Here is a 19817-nt window from a genome sequence, read left to right on the forward strand (position 1 = left end):
CGCAACGCCCCCTTCAAACTCTGACAAGGAGATACATGATGACCGACCTTCAAGGAACCGTACTGGACAGCCTCCGTGACGTCGGCCTTGGTCCTCAGCGCATCGACCGCGCCGCCGGGGGTGAAACCCTCTTTGGCACGGGTGGCCTTCTGAACTCCATCGAGCTTGTTCAATTCGTGGCCGCGCTCAGCGAGCGGACGGGCGTAGATGCCTTTGACTTCATGGAGAACTTTCAGGGCGGAACCGGCGTCTTCTCGACCGTCGAAACGATTTTGGACTTTCTGGAAGGGCGCCGTGTTCAGGCGATGGCAAGCTGAAGATGGCTGGTTTTTCGTTGAACAGCGCCGAAACCGCAAGACTGCGCAGTGTGGCGGACCGGGTCGGCACCCCGTTTTATGTCTATGACGCACAGGCATTGCGGGACCGCGTCGCGGCCTTGAAGGCCGCGCTGCCGGATGTGGATTTCTTCTATTCGCTCAAGGCCAATCCGAACCTGTCGGTGGTGGGTGTTCTGACATCGGCCGGAACCGGCGCGGAGGTCAGCTCACGCCTTGAGCTGGAAACCGCCCTGGCCGCCGGCGCCCGCCCCGAGCGGATCCTGATGGTTGGCCCCGGCAAGTCCGCGGATGAGCTGGAACGCGCGGTGTCCTTGGGGATCAAGGCAATCGTCGTGGAATCCATCGAGGAGTTGGCCGACATCGACCGCCTTGCCGCGTTCGAAGGCCGGATCCAGAGCGTGGCGCTCAGGGTCAATCCTGATTTCCAGGTCAGCGGCGCGCGTCTTGCCATGAGCGGTCGGGCCACGCAATTCGGCATCGACCAGTCCGATCTGCAGCGTGCCGTTGCCTGTGTGGAAACCCTCCCGCATCTGCGCCTGGCGGGCCTGCACATCTACATGGGCACCCGGATCCTGTCCGAAGAAACGCTGGAGCAGAACACGCGCCAGGTTCTCGCCCTGGCCGAGGAGCTAATGCCAAACCTCTCCTGGCCGTTGGATTTCGTCGATGTCGGCGGTGGTTTCGGCGTGCCCTATTACGAGGACGAGCAGTCGCTTGATCTCGACAAGGTCGGCGCGGTTCTGCGGCCGGTTATCGACGGGTTTCGAAGCCGCAACAGCCAGACACGCGTGGCCATCGAACTCGGCCGCTACATGGTGGCCGAGGCCGGTCTTTTCGTGGCTGGCATCCGCCGTGTCAAAACCACGAAAGGCGAGAATTTCGCTGTCTGCGATGGCGGGTCCAACGTCCATAGTGCTGCTGCGGGGCAGGGGTTCATGCGCCGCAATTTCCCGGTTTCTCTGGTGCCGAACGGTCCTCGCGATGCTGCGACCGCAGAGAAGTGGACATTCACCGGGCCGCTTTGCACGCCGATGGATGTCATCGCCTCAGCGATCGAGATCCCCGCGCCGCAGGAAGGCGATCTGATCTGCATCCATCAATCCGGCGGCTATGGGCCTTCGGCCTCGCCGGTGGACTTTCTTGGCTTCGGTGCCCCGGCAGAAGTGATGGCGGATGGCGACACGCTGACGGTTGCCAAGGAACGTCCGGACTGGCAGTCGCGGCTGGCCACACAGACCCCGCGCGCCATTCCGATGGATATGACTGGCATCGCCGCGGCGCCCGCTGCACCGTTCGACCATCCCGCGCTTGATCGTCTGTCGGGCCTGCGTCCGCTTTTTGAGATGACGGGCAACCGGTTAGAGACGGATCCCGGCGCCTGGGCCGATCTCTGGGCCAATCCCACGGTGCGCGCCCTGACCACGATCGGTGTTCCCGATGACTATAACGGCTTTCCGCTGTCGCAAACCGATCTGGGGATCGAGGACTGCCCGCATGCCCTTCACGTGGCGCTTGTCGAACGGCTGGCCCGCTTTGATCCAAGCTGCATCCTGGCCCTTCCCGGTCCCTCGCTTTCAGGCGGTGCTGTGCTGGCTGCGGGTAATCCCGCGCAGATCGAGCGGTTCTTCGCACCCTACCGCACGGGACCGCAGGGTACGTTCTTTGCCGTGACCGAACCGGATGTCGGATCGGACGCCTCGAACGGCAGCACGGTCGTGCGTGAAGCGGCGGATGGCAGCATGACCCTCAGCGGCACCAAGATGCTGGTGGGCGGGATCGCGCGGGCCCGCATCGGTCTGGTCTTTGCACGGATGGAGACGACAGGCCGCGCAGCCCTGGTGATGATCGAGCCTCAAGAGGTCGCCGACTACATCAGCATCGAAAGACTGCCGACCAACGGTCTTTGCGGTGCCGATCTGTGCCGGCTGGAGATGCATGACGTACCTGTCACCAACGACATGTTGTTGGGTGCCGCGTCATCCGGGGGCGGGTCCTTGCGTGACGGGTTCATGGCCATCAACGGCGTGTTCGAACGCTACCGCCCCGTCGTGGCAGCCCTCGCATTGGGCAATGCGCGCGGCATTCTGGACCGCTTGGAAAAGGCCAGTGCCTGCGGCGGCTTTGCCGATATGCAGACGCGTTATACGGCACTTCTGAACCGGCTGGCCCGCGTGCTCGAAGACTATGCGAATGGCCGGCCCCGCAGCCATCGCATCAGTGAGCTGAAGTTCCAGGCCATCGCCTTCTCGGACGAGCTGGTGATGCGCGTCGCGGCCGAGGCTCCGGGCGCGATGCTCTCCGACACGCTGCTGCGCCGCAAGATGCGCGACGCGAAGGCGTTCGAATACATGGAGGGCACGTCGAACATCCATCTTCTGAACGCGTTTCGGGCCTATGTGGCGGAGGTTCCGGCATGACCCTCCACCTTGATCCGCGCACGCTTGTCTCAGGTGAATTCGGGTGTCTGGAACCAGCGCAGCCCGAATGGCTGGACCAATATGATTATTGGGAGGATTTCAACGCCCGTTTCTTTCAGTCGAACGGTGCCGAATACCATCCGGATCGCCACAGCAACGTTCAATCCTGGCTCACCGCGCCTGACCGGGCGCCATACGCCGCGATGGCGGATGTTCTGCTGACCGAATTGCAGGGTCGCGCCGATCTTGGTGATGTCGATCTGGTGTTGATGGCGCATTGGATGCCGGATGTGCATCTGGGCACGTCGGTGACCAATTTCGCACTGCATAAGCTGGGTCTGGAGAACGGGTTCGGCTTTGCGATCTCGGATCGTGGACGCTCTGCGCCGCTCTTCGCGCTGCAATGTGCCGCGCGGTATCTGCGCGATGGCCGCAAAAAGGCGCTTTTGATGGTCATGGATCAAAAGCACCTGCTCTACCGCTCTGACGTCGTGGATGCCGTTCAACCCTCCAATTCCGGCAGTGTCATGGTGCTTGAAGCGGCAGGGCAGGGCGGTCTGGCCTATGTCGGTTATGAAAGGCGCACCGGGATTGGCGCGGCGGACACGGCACGCACGGTCGCTGAGATCTGCACCGAATACGGATTGGACCGTGCCGCCGTCACGGTCATCGCGGACCCCGACCTGACAGAGGCGCTGGCAAAGGACGGCCCGGTTCGCCAGCAGACCCCGCGCAAGCTCTGCTCGGCCCCGTTTGCCGCCCTTGCCGAAGCAGGCTCCACCATCGGGAACGTGATGCTTTTGACCCGGGATGCGGATGAGGTGAGCGCCGTTCTCTTTCGCAACGCGGAGGGCGTGGTATGAGGCTTTCGGTGCTTGCAACCCACATCCCCGCGGACCGCATCAGCACCGAGGACATCGTTGCCGCCGCGGATGGCAGCGTGGCAGAGGCGCGGGTGTTCCGCAGGATGTTCGGGGTCGATCACGTCGCTGCCATGCCCGAGGATCAGACGCTGAGCGATCAGTTCGAGCGGATCGTGATCGGGCTGGAAGCGGAGCACGACGGCACGCTTCCCGACGCGCTGATCTATGTCAGGGGGCAACCCGTTCAATATCCTCGCGGCCAGTCCCCCGTGGCGCGTCTCGCGCAGGAGCATCCCTTTCTGCGCGGCGTCATGCGGCAGTACGAGGTCGATCAGCACAATTGCGGCGGTCTGTTCTGGGCTCTGGATCTGGCGCGGACGCTTCTTGCCTCCGGGCTGGCCCGTGCGGTCGCGATCCTGGGCGGCGATTGCCATGCGGGTTTGCCTTTGGGCGACCGCTATGTGCCGGGCTGCACGCTGATGGGCGATGCCTTTTGCGGCATGGTGGTCGATCTGGAGGCCCAGGGCGACCAGGTCGCGCCGGTCACGCTTCGGACCCATCCCGAATTCGCCCGTGGCCGGTCGGGCACGGCCGCCGAGATGGGGGCCTTCTTCGCCGCCCATACCCGCATCGTGAGCGAAGCGCTATGCGATGCCGGGTTTGACTGGGCGGGCAAAGACACCCTTTTGCCCCATAACGTGAACCGTCTGGCCTGGCAGGATTTCTGTCGGCAGAGCGGTATCGAGACCGACCGCATCCGGCTGAGCCTGCTGCCGGACATCGGACATTGCTACATCTGCGACCCCTTCCTTTTGCTGGCCCAGGAACGCCTGCAAGGCCCCACCGCGCATGCGCAACCCACGCTGATTTCGGTCGGCATGGGCGGCTATGTCGGCGCCTGCAAGGTCACGTGCGCCGCAGCCCCAACGCCCCTGAGCCGTTCCCACATCACCCAGAAGGAGAGTGCCCCATGCACGCAACTCGCACCTTGCTGACCCATCTGTTGAGCCATGCCGCCGCCCGCGCGCCGCAAAGCCCGGCCATCGCTGATGACGATCTTGCACTGACCTATGGTGAACTGGCCGATGCCGCCGCCCGCATAGCCGCCCATCTTGCCGAGATCGGTGTTCAACCGGGCGATCGGGTCATCTTGTCGATGCCGAACTCCACCGCGTTCTGCGCCGCCTTCTGGGGCATCGTGTCGGCGGGTGCGGTCGCCGTACCGCTCAACCCCGGAACCAAATGCGCCAAACTGGCATTCGTTCTGGGCAATTGCCGCCCTGCCGCCGTCCTTGCCGATGATGTCACGGCGCAGACTGTGCGCGCGGCGATGGCCGAGGCCGGTCAGTCCCTTCCCGTCGTGGAAACCGGTCGCGACGCGGCACCGGGTTTGCTGGACCAACTGATCGCGCCGCAAGCCTCGGCACCCGACCTGAAGGTTCCCGCCGTTATCGACCAGGACCTGGCGACGATCATCTATACGTCCGGCTCGACCGGAGAGCCCAAGGGCGTGATGCTGTCGCATCTCAACATGACAAGCGCTGCCCGGTCTGTGGCACAATACCTCGGCTATCGGTCCGACGATCACATCTTTTGCGCCGTTCCGATGACCTTTGATTACGGTCTTCACCAACTGACGATGGCCGCTTTGACAGGCGCGTCGGTCCAGGCGGAGCCGTCCTTTGCCCAACCGTTCTTTGCGCTCAAGCGGATGCAGGATTGTGGCGCGACGGTCTTCCCTCTGGTGCCGACGATGGTGCCCCTGATCGCGCCGCTCGCCGACCGGTTTGATTTGAGTGGACTGCGTCTTGTTTCCTCGACTGCGGCGGCGTTGCACGCCGAGGTCATCGACCAGCTCCAGGAGATGCTTCCGCAGGCTACGGTCTTTTCGATGTATGGACTGACAGAGTGTCATCGCTGCACGTACCTGCCGCCTGATCAACTCGCCTCTCGCAAGACCAGCGTCGGACTGGCCATCCCCAATACCGAAATGTGGGTGGTCGACGAGGCAGGTCAGCGGCACCGGCATTCCGCCACCGGAGAGCTGGTGATCCGTGGCAGCACCGTGATGAAGGGCTATTGGCAAAATCCCGAAGCCACTGCGCGCCGTCTGCGCCCCGGCCCGTTTCCCGGCGAACAGGTGCTCTACACCGGCGATACCTGCCGTCTGGACGAAGACGGGTATCTCTATTTCGTGGGCCGGTCGGATGACATCCTGAAAATCGGCGGTGAGAAGGTCGCCCCCTCCGAAGTCGAAGCCGTTCTTGTCGCTCACCCTGACGTTCGTGAGGTCTGCGTTCTGGGCGAGGATCACCCGGTGCACGGCCAGATCTGCGTGGCCTATGTCGCCGCTACTGTCGATACCGACACGCTGTCCGCCTGGTGCCGTGCGCGCCTCGACCCCCATGCCGTGCCCGCCCGCATCGTCGTGCATGCCGATCTGCCCCGCACCCAGAACGGCAAGATCGACCGCGCCGCGCTGCGCGCCGGGCCCGTTCTTGAACCCGCCGAATGAAACTCCCGAGAGGAAACTGACATGACCACCGAAATCGAAACGAAAGTGATCTCTGCCATTGTCGAGCTTCTCGATATGGATGACGCCAGCGCCGTCACGTCAAAGACCCGGATCGAGGACGATCTGGGCATCGATAGCGGCCTGTTGCTTGAGCTGTTCATGATGCTGGAAGAGCAGGTGCCCGACCTGGAAATCGAGCCTGCGGAATTGCGGCCCGAGCAATTCGCGACCGTCGAAAGCTTCGCCGCCCTGATCCAGTCCTGCACCAAAGAGAAGGTTCCGGCATGACCTGCGTGGACCTTACATGCCCCGACACGGCGCAGGTCTTCCTGTCGCGCATTCATTCCAGTTTTGCGCAGGATGCGCGCCCGGCCTATCGCACCGACACCGGCGATCTGACCTTTGCCGCGCTGCATGATGCCTCGGCTGCCCTGACCGAAAAATTGCGCGCCGTGCCGAACGCACAGGATCGGGCGCCAGTTCTTATCTGGGGTCACAAGGATCTTCGCTATCCGGTGGCGTATTGGGCCTGCCTGCTCAGCGGTCGGGCTCTGGTTCCGGTCGAACCCGAAACCCCGCGCGAACGCATGCGTCAGATCGCCCAGACCTGCGGTGCCTCTACGGTTCTGGTCGCAAGCGGGTCCGAGGATGACATCACCCATGTGACCGCGACGTTCCGGGACAGTGAGCTGACGGTTCTGACCGTTGATACGGAGGCCAGGCCGACCGGTCCGGTGCCCGTTGCCGTTCCCGATCCGCGGGATGTGGCTTACATCATGTTCTCGTCCGGCACGCTGGGCCAGCCGAAGGGTATTCAGGTCACCTATGCCAACCTGATCGACTTTGTCGGCTGGCTTGACAATCTGCTGCCCGAACCGGCGATGCAGGCGGTCAGTGGCAATATTCGCCATTGCTTCGACGTCTCCCTCTTCGAGCTTTGGACCTCGTGGACCCGCAAACTGCCCATCACAGCGTTGGACCACGCAAATTTCGCGGTTTCGACGTTCTATGTGCAGCGCCTGCAGAAAGACGGTGTCGGGCTTTGGGTCTCGACCCCTTCGATCACCCGGCTGCTTTTGAAAAACCATCGTTTCAACGGCGAGTTTCTGACCAATCTGCGCACGTTTGTGTTCTGCGGTGAGCCTTTGACAAAGCCCATCGTGACCGAGCTGTTCAAGCGCTTTCCGGGATGCCGGGTGGTCAACACCTACGGCCCGACGGAGTGCACCGTGGCGGTTACATCCGTCGATATCACGCCTGAACATCTTGAGGCGCATGGCGATCTTCCGATCGGGTATACCCGCGCTGGCACCCGTTTGTTTGCTCGCGACGGCGGCGATACCGGCGAGATCATGATCGCCGGGGACAGTGTCGGCAAAGGATACCTTAACCTTCCCGAAAAACAGTCCCGTGCCTTTCCCGAGCCGCAGCTTTACCGCTCCGGCGACTGGGGCCGTGTCGATGCGGATGGCCTTTGGCATTTCCGTGGTCGTATGGACCGCGAAGTCAAGGTTCAGGGCGTTCGCATCGACCTGAACGATGTCGAGGCGCATATACGTCGTCAGCCGGGTGTCGAGGATGTGGTGGTCGACACCTACATGCTGCGGGGCGAACCCCGTGCCCTGGACGCCTATGTCATCGGGGCCGCAAGCGAGGCGGACCTTGCCCAGATCGCGCGCACGCTCGAGGCGGAATTGCCCAGCTACCTTGTTCCGCGCTTTTGGTACGCGGGCTTCGCCATGATCCTCAACAACAATTCAAAACTCGATCGGTCGCGTCTGGCCGAAGCGTCCAAGGTGGCCGGTTTCCGGTACGTGCACGCCCAGACCCGCGCAACAGCCTGATCCGGACAGGGAGAACACTCATGACTGCAAAACAGGTCCCGGTCTTCGATGCGAATTCCGAGTTTCACGACAATCTCGGCGCGCTCAAGGTCGTTGAATTAGGCAAACGTCGCGTGGGCGACGTGGTCAACATCCAGACCAGCCATGGCTACGGGATGATCCTGTTGTCCAACGTCGAAAGCGTGCGCTACTGGAAAAACACGCCGGGGCATTTCCTTGTGGAAACACCCAAGGACGATTTCGAATCCCAGGCCGACATTACCCGCATTCTGCATGGCGATGCCCTGGACAAACCCGAAAACGCAGCCATGGCCAAGGCCACCCGCACTGCGCTTTCAAAGGTTCAACGCGTCTGGGATGGCTGGGCCGATGCCGCGTTGGAGCGCGCGACCACCAAGCTCTGCGCAGAGCTTGCGGATGTCGATGGCAGCGTCGATCTGCGTGTTTTATGCGCCCAATGGTCTGTCCGCGCGGTCTTTCCGGCCATCTTCGGCGATACGCTTCCGGCAAAGGAGTTGGCCGCTGGTATCACCGAGGTGGAGCGCTTTTATTACGTCGTCAGCAGCGCCAATGGGCGTGTCGAGACGCTGCCGCAGGATATGCCGCAATTCCAGGTCGCGCGCGCTTTTCTTGATAAGGTCGTGGGCACCGCACTCGACAGGCTGAAGCCCGGGGATCAGACGGTTCTGGCCTATATCGCCGCCGAGCTACCTCAGGACGCGACGCGGGACGAAAAGATTGAATGGCTGCGGCCCACAATGGGTCAGATGCTTCTGGAAAAGCTGAATGTCGAAGGGATGGGGCTGTTCTGGGCCTTGCTGCATATGGCCATGGATCCCGACGCGAGCGCGGCAATGGCCCACGAAATGGCGGGTGTCGATCCGCTGCGCGCAGCGCCCGACGAGACGCCCCTCTGCAATGCCTTCGTGCTGGAGAGCCAAAGGCTTTATCCTGAACAGCCCCTGGTTTACCGCTTTGCCCGACAGGATCTGTCGGTCGAGGGATATCATATCCCAAAGGGCAGCCTGATCCTGTTCGCGCCCTGGCTGGTCCAGCGGGACGGGCGGTACTGGAAAGATCCCCAGACCTTTGATGCCAAGCGCTTCCTGACACCCTTGGCGGACAAGTGCACCTACTTTCCCTTCGGAATCGGGCCGCGTGTCCAGACCCGGGCGCGGTTCATGCAACGTCAGACGTTGACCGCGCTGCGGGCTGTTGCCTCCCACAGCCGCATCTCGCTTGCGCCCGATTGTCCGCGTGGCAGCCTGCGCCCCTTCCTGCGTTCGACACTCGCGCCGCGTGGGCCCGTGCCGGTGCGGGTCCAGCCCTGCCAGACCGCCGGCGCCGTGCTGGAAACGGCCTGAAGCCAGAACCTCTTGCTGAGAAAGGTCAGCCGATGAAACTTCTCCAAGATATCCATAAAACGATGAGCAGATCGCCCGATGCGCCCGCTTTGGTCGAAGACGGGCAGATCATGACGTTTGGCGCCCTTGCCGCGCGGGTCGAGGCGGTGCGCCGCTGGCTGTCCGGGCGAAAAGATGCCACACCCCTGCTGATCTGCGGTCACAAGGAAACCGACGGCGTCGCGGCGATGCTGGCCTGCATGTTCGAAGGGCAGCCCTATGTCTTCGTGGATCAATCCAACCCCGCCGACCGGGTGGCGCGGATCGCACAGACGGCGGGGGCATCGCGGGCGCTTTGCGCGCGGCCCACGCCGGCCATCGACGGTGTCGCGCAGGTGATGTTGAGCGATATTGCCCCGGTTTCCTCTGGCCTGTCACCTCTGCCGGAGATTGACGAGGAGACATTTCTTTACATCGTCTTTACCTCCGGCAGCACCGGAGAGCCCAAGGGCCTGCCCGTGACCCGCGCGAACTTCGCCGCGTTCTGCAGTTGGTATGTTCCGATGCTTGACACCCTGCCGGGCCGGACGCTGCTCGCGTCGCAAAGCGCGCATGTCAATCACGCCAGCCTGTCATTCGACATGGGGATGCTTGACCTCTGGCCAGTGCTGTCGCTGGGCAGACCGGTCTTCCTGCTTGATCATCGCAACAATGTCGTGCCGCGCAACAACCTCAAGGCGCTTACAGCAACCATGTCGGATGTCGGCGCGCGATCCTGGTTCGCGACGCCGTCGCTTTTGCAGATCATGTGTGTCGATCCCGAATTCGATGCGCGCCGTCTGCCGTATCTGCGATGCTTCTTTGTCGGTGGGGAGGTTGTGCAACGTGATCTCGTCCGTGAACTTGCCCGGCGGTTCCCGAAGGCGGATATCCGTCATGCCTATGGCCCCAGCGAGGTCACCTGCGTCACCCATATCCACACCCTGACGACCCAGGATATGGAGGCGCCCGATCTCTTGCCCCTTGGCCCCGTCTTGTCGCCCACGCATATGCGGATCGTCGACGAAGACGGTGGTGAGGTTGCTGCGGGCGAACCCGGCGAGGTGGAGCTTTCCGGTCCTCAGGTGGTCTGCGGTTACATCCCCCAGGATCACCCGGCCAATCGGGCCTTTATCCAGCGCGATGGGGTGCGAACCTACCGGACCGGCGATTTCGGCAAGGTCGACGCCAAAGGGCACCTGACCATCCTTGGCCGCATAGACCGGCAGGTGAAATGGAACGGCAACCGGATCGAGTTGGACGAAATCGAACGCGCCGCACAGGATGTGGAGGGTGTCTATAAGTGCGCCTGCCTTCCGGTGAAGGAAAACGGGCGGGTGGTGGATATCGTCCTCTTCGTTCAGCCGGTAGAGCAGACCGTTCTGGATCACGCGCGGGTTGCCCATGCGCTGCACGAGGCTCTGCCGCAGGCGATGGTGCCGCGCGATATCCGCCTCGTCGACCGTCTGCCTGTCACCGTGAACGGCAAGCTGGACAGCCGCGCGTTGCTGGCCGCACACCGGCCGGAGGTTGCGGAACATGCATAAGCATTGGTCGCATGACTCCGGACGCTCCGTGTCCTTTATCTGCGGACATCCTCGATCCGGTTCTGAGTGGTCCTCGATTGCGCGTGGCGCTGAAAACATTGGGAAAACGCGAAATTGGGACGTCCTAATTTGTGTTCTAGGTCGCGGGACCCGCATCAGCGCCCCTAATCTCGGCTCAGACCAAGGATGTCGGAACCCGGAAAGGGAATCGCTATGACGGACAATGCCGATCTTGAAGAGAAGCTGCGCTCGCTGGCAATTGAGCGCAAGGAAGAGCCGGCCGGCAAACCCCGTCGGCGCCGCTGGCCCGCCGTTGCCGCACTCCTGCTGATGACCGCAGCCGGAAGTGCCGTTGCCTTTCCGGGACTTCGCGGTTCGGTTGCGGACACGGTGACCAACCAGGTTGGCCAGTTCGCGGGCATGTGGTCGGAGGCTGATCCGGTCGTGAAGGCCTCGGCCAAGCCAGGTGAGGTTCGCACGGCTGATCGGGCGCCGACCCCGACGCCGAGGCCAGCGATACAGACGGCCCGGAGTGTTCCCAACATCGTTGGATCGGGGCACGTGATCGCGCCAAAGGAAGTCGTCGTCCAATCGGAGATACCGGGCCGCGTCGACCGGCTGGGCGTGGACATCGGAGATATCGTCCGGAAGGGCGACGTAGTGGCCTGGCTTGATGCGACAGAGGCGGAACTGGCCCTTGAGATCGCGCAATCCGATGTCGAGCTGGCCCGGTCCGAAGTGAACCTGGCGCGGGCCGAACTGGCCGCTGCCGAAGGGCCGATTGCGCGGCTTGAGACGCTTGTCGATCGCGGAACGGCAAGCTCGGCGCAATTGTCGGATGCCCGCCTGTCGGCGCAGCATCTGGCCCAGGCGATTGCGGTGGCGCAACGCAAGCTGGATACCGCGCAGCTTCGCGTCGCGCAGGCCCGGGCAACGCTTGATCGCCACGTTCTGCGCGCGCCCTTCGACGCCGTCGTGGTGGAGCGTCCCGCCGCGCCCGGCATGCTTTTGTCATCCGGTGAGGATGGCGGGGCCGATGCCGCCGGGTTGATGACGCTGATGGATGTGTCCGAGATGTTCATCGACGTCGATGTGGCCGAGCGCAACATAGCCGGTATTCGTGCAGACATGCCCGCCGAGGCGCAGCTCGATGCCTATCCCGACCGCAAACTTGATGCGCGCGTCGTCTCTATCAACCCGCGCGCCTCGCGTGAAAAAGGGACGGTTACCGTGCGCCTGAAACTCGAAACAGCAGATCTGACGGGCGTGCTGGCCAACATGGCCGCAAAGGTGACCTTCACCGCCGACCGTCAACTGGAACTGTCCGCCGTGGACATCTACAGGAGGCAATGAGCTCATGAGCACCGGAATCGATATCGAACTCAGAAACGTGAGCAAAAGCTACCCGCTTGGTAAGTCACGTATCGCGATCTTCGAGGATATGACACTCACCATCCCCGAGGGCGACTTCCTGGCCATCATGGGACCCTCCGGATCGGGCAAATCGACGATCCTGAACCTGATCGGCGGGATCGACACGGTCGATGCAGGGACCGTCAGCATCGGGGGCACGGTTCTTGAGAAGATGGGGGATGCCGCCCTGACCCGCTGGCGATCCGCCAATGTCGGATTTGTCTTCCAGTTCTACAACCTCATGCCGATGCTGACTGCGGCGGAGAATGTTGAACTGCCCCTTTTGCTGACGCCCCTGTCGCGCCGCGAACGCAAGGAGCGGGTGCAGATGATCTTGGATATCGTCGGTCTGGGCGAACGGCAAGGCCACCGCCCGTCGGAATTGTCCGGCGGACAGCAGCAGCGTGTTGGCATCGCCCGGGCCGTGGCGACGGACCCGAAAATCCTGCTCTGTGATGAACCGACAGGGGATCTGGACCGCAAATCCGCGAACGAGATCCTGGATATCCTGCAGATGCTGAACCGCAAGCTGGGCAAGACCATCGTCATGGTCACCCATGACGACAGTGCCACCCGCGTCGCCAAACGGACCCTGTTTCTGGACAAGGGCCAATTCGTCAGCAGGGAGATGTCACAATGCGCCTGAACGCCTCCATGCTGGTTCGGCAAAACCTGACGCGCAAGCTGACGCGCAGTGTGTTGTTGGTCGTCTGCATTGCCATCGCCTTCTTTGTCTTCGGTGTCCTGTCGAGCTTCCGCGCCGGCTTTGAAGGAAGTGAGGCGCAATCCGAACGCCTGGTGACCGCCTCGAAGATCGGCGGTAACGAGATGCTGCCGCTCAGTTACCTGACAGCGCTTCAGGGCGTCGAGAATGTCGAGGCCGTGACCCACGTCACCCGGTTGCGGGCCTTTGTCGCCGGCAATCCCCGCAACATCATCGGCGCCAACGCCGTCGATCCCGAAAGCTATGCCGCAGTCTACGCCGACACCTATACACTCGGCTCCGATCTTCTGGCCGCATTCGACGCCGACAGGACCGGAACACTGGTCGGCCGCAGTCTGGCAGAGCGTGAGGGCTGGCAGGTCGGTGACCGTGTTAATCTGACAAGCTTTGTTCATATGAACGGTGACGGAAACCGGAACTGGAGCTTCACTGTCGCGGGGATTTTCGACGGGGCCGAGCCCACGGTCGATACCAGCTTTCTGATCGTGCGGTACGATTATTTCAATGCCGCACTCGCCTTTGGTCAGGACCGGGTCAACATGTTCGGCATCAAGCCCGTTCAGGGCGCCGACGTCGACCGGATCACCGAAGCGATTGACGCAACCTACGCCAACTCGGCAGCTCAGACGCGCACCCAGACCGAAACCGCCTTCCTGTCCGCCTTCCTCGAACAGTTCGCCGATGTCGCGCTTATCGTCAGGCTGATCGTGTCGGTGGCCTTTGCGACCATTCTCATGATCGTTGCCAACACCATGATCTTTGCCATTCGGGAGCGGACGCTTGAAATTGGGGTGTTGAAGGTTCTTGGCTTCTCCGGCTCCAGCGTGATGCGGATCGTTCTGGCGGAAACCTTTGTGTTGTTCGCCGCCGGGCTGGCTCTTGGACTGGCGCTGACCGCAGCTGTCATCCCTGTTCTGGGCGACGCGCTCAAAAGCGTTGTACCGGACCTCTATCTGACACCCAGCGTCATTCTGACGGCTGCCGGATTTGCCGCGCTCTTTGCCCTGCTGACCGGTGCGCTTCCCGCCCTCAAAGCCCTGCGCCTGCCCATTGTGGCGGCTCTGACCCAGAGGTGACATCATGATCCGTTTTCTGCATCAATCCCTTGCTCTGTCCCTGACCAATCTGCGGTCCGTACACCGCAGGGCCTGGATCTCTCTCTCCATGGTGTGCTCCGTCGCCCTTGTCGTGGTGGTTCTGCTGGGCTTTCTTTCGATGGCCAACGGGTTCCGTCAGACGCTTGATGCGACCGGGGCCGACGATGTCGGAATGGTCGTCAGCCGCGCCGCGATCGGCGAAGCGATGAGCAGCCTGTCGACCCGTCAAACTCACCTGATCGAAGAAGCGCCCGGCATTGAAAGGACAGAAAGTGGCCAGCCCATTATGTCGGCCGAGCTTCTGGTGCCGGTCGATGCGGTCAGCGTTGACGACGGCCAGGCCGCGACCCTCTCTCTGCGTGGCGTTGGCCCGCAAGGGCTCGCGTTGCGGGCCAACGTGGACATCGCCTCTGGCCGCATGTTCGAGCCCGGCGCGGCGGAGATTATCGTCGGTCAACGGCTGGCCGGCAGATATCAGGACATGGATGTGGGCGACACGATCTCCTTTGGACGTTCGGAGTGGACGGTCGTCGGGCACTTCACCGCGGGTGGCAGTGTGTTCGAATCCGAAATGATGACCGATCGCGGCATGGTTCAGACCCTCTTTGACCGTCAGAACGTCGTCCAAAGCGTGCGTGTGAAGCTGACCGGCCCCGAACGTTTTGAAGAGTTCCGCGCCTATGTCGAGGATGAGCTGGATATGGGCCTGACCGCCCATACCGAAAAGGCATTCTTTGCTGCGCAAGCCAGCGATGTGAGCCGTATCATCCTGTTTCTCGGCTGGCCTCTGGCCATCGTGATGGCCATCGGTGCCGCGGCAGGGGCGATGACGACGATGTATAGCTCCGTCTCGGACCGTCGGGTCGAAATCGCGACGGTGCGTGCGATCGGATATTCCCGGGGCGCGGCCTTTATGGGCACCCTTGTCGAAGCGGTCGCGCTGACGGTTCTGGGATGCGCCGTAGGGGTGGCCATTGCCTGGCTCGGCCTCGATGGCTGGAGCGCATCGACCCGTGGCGGCGCCAATACGCAACTCGCCTTCGAACTGGCCCTGTCCTGGCCGATTGTCGTGAATGCCAGCATCATGGCGCTGTGCGTCGGGTTTCTGGGTGGGGGCCTCCCGGCCTTCCGTGCAACCCGTGTCCCCCTGCGGAGCGCCATGACCGGACGAAGCTGATAGCGGTCCCCCTCCCGTGACCGCCGTCACATCTGCCGCCGGGAGGTGCTCTCCCTCCTCCCGACCTCCCGGCGGCTTCCAACGCTACCAGATACCTGTCTCTGCGACCTGACCCTCTCAAGTCTCCCGAAAGGAACGCCCCATGAAACTCCTGACAACCGCGCCCCCCTCCGTTCGGTTCGCACCCAAGACTTATCTGGATGCAGTCACTGACCTGGCCCGTTGGAACGAAGCCGCGGGCGTCGAGGGGATGCTGATGTATACCGACAACAGCCTGATGGATCCCTGGTGCGTGGCGCAGGCCGTGATGGAAGGGACCGAGCGTTTCGTGCCTCTGGTCGCGGTTCAGCCGATCTATATGTCGCCCCTGGCCGCGGCGCGCAAAGTGTCGTCGCTGGCCTTTCTTTATGGACGCAAGATGGCGCTGAACATGGTTGCCGGCGGGTTCAAGAAGGACCTTGAGCAATTGGGCGACGCCACCGAACACGACGCGCGCTATGATCGTCTGGTTGAATATACCCAGATCCTTCAGGCCCTGCTGCGGGGCGGGCCTGTCACCTTTTCCGGGGCCTATTACCAGGTGTCCAACCTCAAGCTTTCGCCAGCCCTGCCGCCGGAATTGATGCCCGATATCTATCTTTCCGGCGCATCCGATGCCTGCCTTGCCGCCGCCGCCACGTTAGAGGCGACGCGGTTCAGCTATACCAAACCGCCCGCCGATCTTGAGCCCAAGGCCCCCCTTCCCGGCGCGGGACGGCTGGGCCTGCGGTTCGGCGTGATCGCCCGGCCTGACGCAGAAGAAGCCTGGGCCATCGCACGCGACCGCTTTCCGGCGGACCGGCGCGGGCAAATGGCGCACAAGATGGCGCGGGGGGTTACCGATTCCGTCTGGCATCACGAGATCTCTGAACTGGCGGACGACCTGCACGACGCGCGTGACGGGGCCTATTGGCTCTATCCGATCAAGAATTACAGGACCTTCTGTCCCTATCTTGTCGGCAGCTATGATGAGGTTGCGGACTATATCAGACGCTATGCCGCGCTGGGCTTTCGGTGCCTGATCCTCGACGTGCCGCAATCTCAGGACGATCTGGCCCATGCCATGACCGCATATCACCGCAGCAGCGTGCAGACACAGCCCGTCGTGCAACCCGCCTAACCTGACAGAGGATTGGGACATATGTTCAAACGCGAACTCTTTTCGGCCGGACATGAGGCGTTGCGAGAAGACGTCGGCGCCTTTCTGGAAGCCGAAATCGTTCCGCATCACGATGACTGGGCCGCGTCAGGTCACATCCCACGCGAAGTGTGGCGCAAGGCCGGTGCCGCTGGTCTGTTGTGCCGAACCGTGCCACGCGAATATGGCGGGGTGGGCGGCAGCTTTATCGACTCTGTCGTCATCATCGAGGAACTGGCCAAGCGCCGCATTTCGGGTTTGCTGAGTTTTCTGCAAAGCGACATCGTCGCGCCCTTCATCCTCAAGCTCGGGTCCGAAGATCAGAAGGCACATTGGCTACCTGGTTTCTGCTCGGGAGAGACCCTGGGCGCCATCGCCATGACCGAACCGCAGGGCGGCAGCGATATCAGCGGGCTTAAAACCCGCGCGCAGCGGCACGGAGAGGGGCTTTTGCTGGATGGGACAAAGACCCATATCTCCAACGGTTCCGCTGCGGATGTGATCATTGTGGCCGCCCGTGCCGATGACGGGGCGCCCGGCCAACAACCCGCGATCAGCCTGATCCTTGCCGAAGCCGCGCGACCGGGAATAAACCGCACGCGGATCGCCAAGTCGGGCATGCCTGCGCTCGATACCAGCGAGATCACGTTCGACAATTGCCTAGTTCCCTCCGGCAACCTTTTGGGGGCCGAGGGTATGGGGTTTGTCTATCTCATGACGTTTTTGGGGATCGAACGATTGGCCCTGGCCATCTACGCACAGGCCTCCGCGGAACGGATGTTGCGCGACCTCATCGCCGATTGTGACGCCCGCAAAGGGGTGGAGGGGACGGTTCTCGACTTTCAGAACACACGGTTTTCGCTGGCCGATCTCTACAGCGCCTGTGCCGTGAACCGCGCCTTTATCGACAATTGCATCAAGGTGGCCGAAGCCGGGCGTCCCGATCCGAAAGGGGCCTGCATCGCCAAATTGCGTGCGACCGATTGCTTGCGTCAGATCGCGGCGCTGGGCGTGCAATATCGTGGTGCGGCCGGGATCAGCGGCGAAAGCGGCTCTCGCGCCACTCAGGATATGGTTGACAGCGCGGTCCAGTCGGTCTGGGGCGGAACCAGCGAGATCATGCGCGATGTGATCGGGCGCGGGCTGGCCAGCGTCTTGTGAGCATGACGGCCGTCGATGTCCTGCACGTGGTCGCTTGTGCGGACCAGCCGGATCTGGCCCGCACCTGTCTGTCCGCGACCGAGCGGGCCCATGCGAAGCGTATCGCTAACACTGCCGCAAGGGCACTCTACATATCCGCACATGAGACCTTGCGCCGGGCACTGGCGGAGCGGCTCGATATAGCGCCGCGCCGTGTCCCCATCGTCGCAGGATGGAACGGTCGCCCGGAACTGGCAGAAGGGGCGCGACCCAGTTTCAACCTAAGCCATTCCGGAGGTCGCGCGATCATCGCGATATGCGACGAGGGCGATGTCGGTGTCGATATCGAGCGTCAGCGCCCCCGCCGTTCCGCGTCCCGCCTGGCGGAGCGGCTCTTCGCCGAGGAGGAGCGAACCGCGCTCGCCGCGTTGGAGCCTGCCTGTTTTTCCTTGGCCTTCACCGAACTCTGGACTTTGAAAGAGGCGTTCATCAAAGCAACCGGCGAAGGGTTGGCGCGTCCCCTTAACAGTTTCGCGATCGACTGGACGGTCCCAAGGCTGGTTCGGGGGCAGGGGGATGCCGACTGGGTGCTCGATACGCTTCCCGTTGGTCCCGGCTATCGGGCAGCGCTGGCTATTCGTGGCGCAAGCTCTTGTTCTGTAACACACAAAATCGCAAAGCCGCTACAATCATAAGTAATAGGCAGAAGGTTGCCAGAACTTCCTATAGTTGAGCAACGCAGTGCAGACCCAAAAGAATCCTGTATCAATAAGAAGTGAGAACAGTGTTTGGCGGCCGAATTGTAAATTGCGCGGAGATCGGCCGGCGACACGTCAAAACTTGTAATCGGAGGGTTTGGTGCTCCTATTTCCGCTCCCGTTTCTGACGGCGTTTTTTCTGATTTTCATTCTGCTCTATGTCGCACGCCATGTCGGTCGCGGATTGCCCTATCTGGCACTGATCACAATCAGCGCCTATGCCTTGCAATCGGTTTTGATGGGGGTGCATTGGGGTCTTGCGGATATCCCGCGCGCGATTATCGCCTCGCTGGCCATCGTGCTCCCCCCGTTGACCTGGCTCACCTTGAACACCCTCGCAGGCCGTATCTCGGCACGCGTGCGGGTTGTGTCTCTGGTGGGCACTGTCCTGTTGCTGATCTTGCTGAATGCCGCGTTCTATTTTCAGCTTTCAACTGTGATCGAATTGGCGGGCATCCTCGTCTACCTGCTCTTCGGGCTTCATCTTGTCTGGCTCGGCTGGCATCAGGAGCTTGACTGGATGGCCAACCGCCCCCTGCACGCGGTCCTTCCGACCCAGCGGGCGTTTTTTCTGACCGGCGCGCTGTTGTTGATTTCGGCCGGGGTCGACGCGATGGTGGCCGTGGATATCCGCCTGAATGACAGCCAGATTTCCTCCGCCCTGGTGGGGTATTCTAACCTCACGCTCCTCCTGATCCTTGTTCTGATGTTCTTTCGCGTCGGGAGCCCGCCGCGTTCGGTTGCCGTCCCGGAACCAGCTCTGCCCGGTGGGTCCAGCGAAGATGATGACGGTCCCACCGCCCAGGAAATCCTTGATCTTCTAGATGCGGAAATGGAGAAAAACCATCTCTACCGCAGCGAGAACCTGTCGCTCAATCAGATTGCCAGGCGGATCCGCTTGCCTGCTCGCCAGGTGTCGAGCGCCGTCAATTCGCTCAGGGCGATGAACGTGCCGCAATATGTCAACACATTCCGTATCAAGGACGCATGTCGCATCCTCGAGGAAACCGACATGCCTGTCACTGAAATCGTCTTTGCCGTGGGGTTCACCACCAAATCGAATTTCAACCGGGAGTTTCAGCGTGTCACGGGCGTCAACCCCAGCGAATGGCGCACGAGGTCACGGAAATTCGGCGCCTCCAAGGACGTGTCCGCGTCTGACACGCGAAAGCTTTCGCGGAGCAAGGTGACAAGTTGAGCCCTTAAAGCACACCTTCGGCAACCTCCGTCTTGATGGGAGTGATATGATCGCGCCCAGATCGTGATCTCTCCGTTTGAGGCGGGCAAACGGACCAGGTGTGGTTCTGCGCTTCGCCTATATATTTCGCTAGGAACGAGGAAACGGCTTATTTAGTCCCCCCACCGACGCCTCGGCTCTTGTCGAGGCGCGTTGATACGTCAGGCGCGCGTCTTTTCTGATGTTTG

Annotated in this window: 17 protein-coding genes; all 17 read left to right on the plus strand. The window is 62.1% G+C overall.

Going from position 1 to position 19817, the window contains the following annotated elements; genetic code table 11:
* The first annotated feature begins 38 nt into the window (after window positions 1–38).
* The 17 genes from CFI11_RS00345 to CFI11_RS24455 all read left to right on the plus strand — a co-directional run bounded on the left by CFI11_RS00345 (window position 39) and on the right by CFI11_RS24455 (window position 19590).
* Window positions 39–317 carry a hypothetical protein gene (locus tag CFI11_RS00345; protein ID WP_130401931.1) on the plus strand — a complete coding sequence of 93 codons (279 nt, stop codon included), beginning with the start codon at window positions 39–41 and terminating at the stop codon, window positions 315–317.
* A 2-nt stretch (window positions 318–319) separates the two neighbouring features.
* On the plus strand, window positions 320–2755 hold the full coding sequence (locus CFI11_RS00350; RefSeq protein WP_130401933.1) for an acyl-CoA dehydrogenase family protein: 2436 nt from the start codon (window positions 320–322) through the stop codon (window positions 2753–2755).
* On the plus strand, window positions 2752–3618 hold the full coding sequence (locus tag CFI11_RS00355) for a hypothetical protein (protein ID WP_130401935.1): 867 nt from the start codon (window positions 2752–2754) through the stop codon (window positions 3616–3618). The genes CFI11_RS00350 and CFI11_RS00355 overlap by 4 nt, the downstream gene beginning before the upstream one ends.
* Complete coding sequence (locus CFI11_RS00360) at window positions 3615–4613, plus strand: hypothetical protein (protein WP_130401937.1); 999 nt, start codon at window positions 3615–3617, stop codon at window positions 4611–4613. The genes CFI11_RS00355 and CFI11_RS00360 overlap by 4 nt, the downstream gene beginning before the upstream one ends.
* A complete protein-coding gene (locus tag CFI11_RS00365; protein ID WP_130401939.1) occupies window positions 4589–6133 on the plus strand; it encodes a class I adenylate-forming enzyme family protein in 1545 nt (514 codons plus the stop codon). Before CFI11_RS00360 ends, CFI11_RS00365 begins: the two co-directional genes overlap by 25 nt.
* 21 nt (window positions 6134–6154) lie before the next feature.
* Entirely contained in the window at window positions 6155–6421 is a 267-nt protein-coding gene (locus tag CFI11_RS00370) for a phosphopantetheine-binding protein (protein ID WP_130401941.1), read from the plus strand.
* Window positions 6418–7977, plus strand: coding sequence for an AMP-binding protein (locus CFI11_RS00375; protein WP_130401943.1), 1560 nt, complete (start codon window positions 6418–6420; stop codon window positions 7975–7977). Before CFI11_RS00370 ends, CFI11_RS00375 begins: the two co-directional genes overlap by 4 nt.
* A 20-nt stretch (window positions 7978–7997) precedes the next feature.
* The gene (locus CFI11_RS00380; protein ID WP_130401945.1) at window positions 7998–9341 is read left to right on the plus strand and encodes a cytochrome P450; all 1344 of its coding nucleotides are present in this window, start codon (window positions 7998–8000) and stop codon (window positions 9339–9341) included.
* Window positions 9342–9403: 62 nt separating this feature from the next.
* On the plus strand, window positions 9404–10906 hold the full coding sequence (locus CFI11_RS00385) for an AMP-binding protein (RefSeq protein WP_165390150.1): 1503 nt from the start codon (window positions 9404–9406) through the stop codon (window positions 10904–10906).
* A gap of 213 nt (window positions 10907–11119) precedes the next feature.
* Window positions 11120–12259 carry an efflux RND transporter periplasmic adaptor subunit gene (locus CFI11_RS00390; RefSeq protein WP_165390151.1) on the plus strand — a complete coding sequence of 380 codons (1140 nt, stop codon included), beginning with the start codon at window positions 11120–11122 and terminating at the stop codon, window positions 12257–12259.
* A gap of 4 nt (window positions 12260–12263) precedes the next feature.
* On the plus strand, window positions 12264–12965 hold the full coding sequence (locus CFI11_RS00395; protein ID WP_130401951.1) for an ABC transporter ATP-binding protein: 702 nt from the start codon (window positions 12264–12266) through the stop codon (window positions 12963–12965).
* The gene (locus CFI11_RS00400) at window positions 12956–14119 is read left to right on the plus strand and encodes an FtsX-like permease family protein (protein ID WP_130401953.1); all 1164 of its coding nucleotides are present in this window, start codon (window positions 12956–12958) and stop codon (window positions 14117–14119) included. The genes CFI11_RS00395 and CFI11_RS00400 overlap by 10 nt, the downstream gene beginning before the upstream one ends.
* A 4-nt stretch (window positions 14120–14123) precedes the next feature.
* The gene (locus CFI11_RS00405) at window positions 14124–15317 is read left to right on the plus strand and encodes an FtsX-like permease family protein (protein WP_130401955.1); all 1194 of its coding nucleotides are present in this window, start codon (window positions 14124–14126) and stop codon (window positions 15315–15317) included.
* A gap of 142 nt (window positions 15318–15459) precedes the next feature.
* Entirely contained in the window at window positions 15460–16476 is a 1017-nt protein-coding gene (locus CFI11_RS00410; protein ID WP_130401957.1) for an LLM class flavin-dependent oxidoreductase, read from the plus strand.
* A gap of 21 nt (window positions 16477–16497) precedes the next feature.
* Window positions 16498–17655, plus strand: a complete 1158-nt coding sequence (locus tag CFI11_RS00415; RefSeq protein WP_130401959.1) for an acyl-CoA dehydrogenase family protein — start codon at window positions 16498–16500, stop codon at window positions 17653–17655.
* Window positions 17656–17657: 2 nt separating this feature from the next.
* Window positions 17658–18329, plus strand: coding sequence for a 4'-phosphopantetheinyl transferase superfamily protein (locus tag CFI11_RS00420; RefSeq protein WP_130401961.1), 672 nt, complete (start codon window positions 17658–17660; stop codon window positions 18327–18329).
* Between the two features lie 163 nt (window positions 18330–18492).
* Window positions 18493–19590: an AraC family transcriptional regulator gene (locus tag CFI11_RS24455; RefSeq protein WP_130401963.1), complete on the plus strand. Its 1098-nt coding sequence runs from the start codon at window positions 18493–18495 to the stop codon at window positions 19588–19590.
* The last annotated feature ends 227 nt before the right edge of the window (window positions 19591–19817 follow it).

This window comes from Thalassococcus sp. S3 (genome assembly GCF_004216475.1).
Lineage (GTDB): Bacteria > Pseudomonadota > Alphaproteobacteria > Rhodobacterales > Rhodobacteraceae.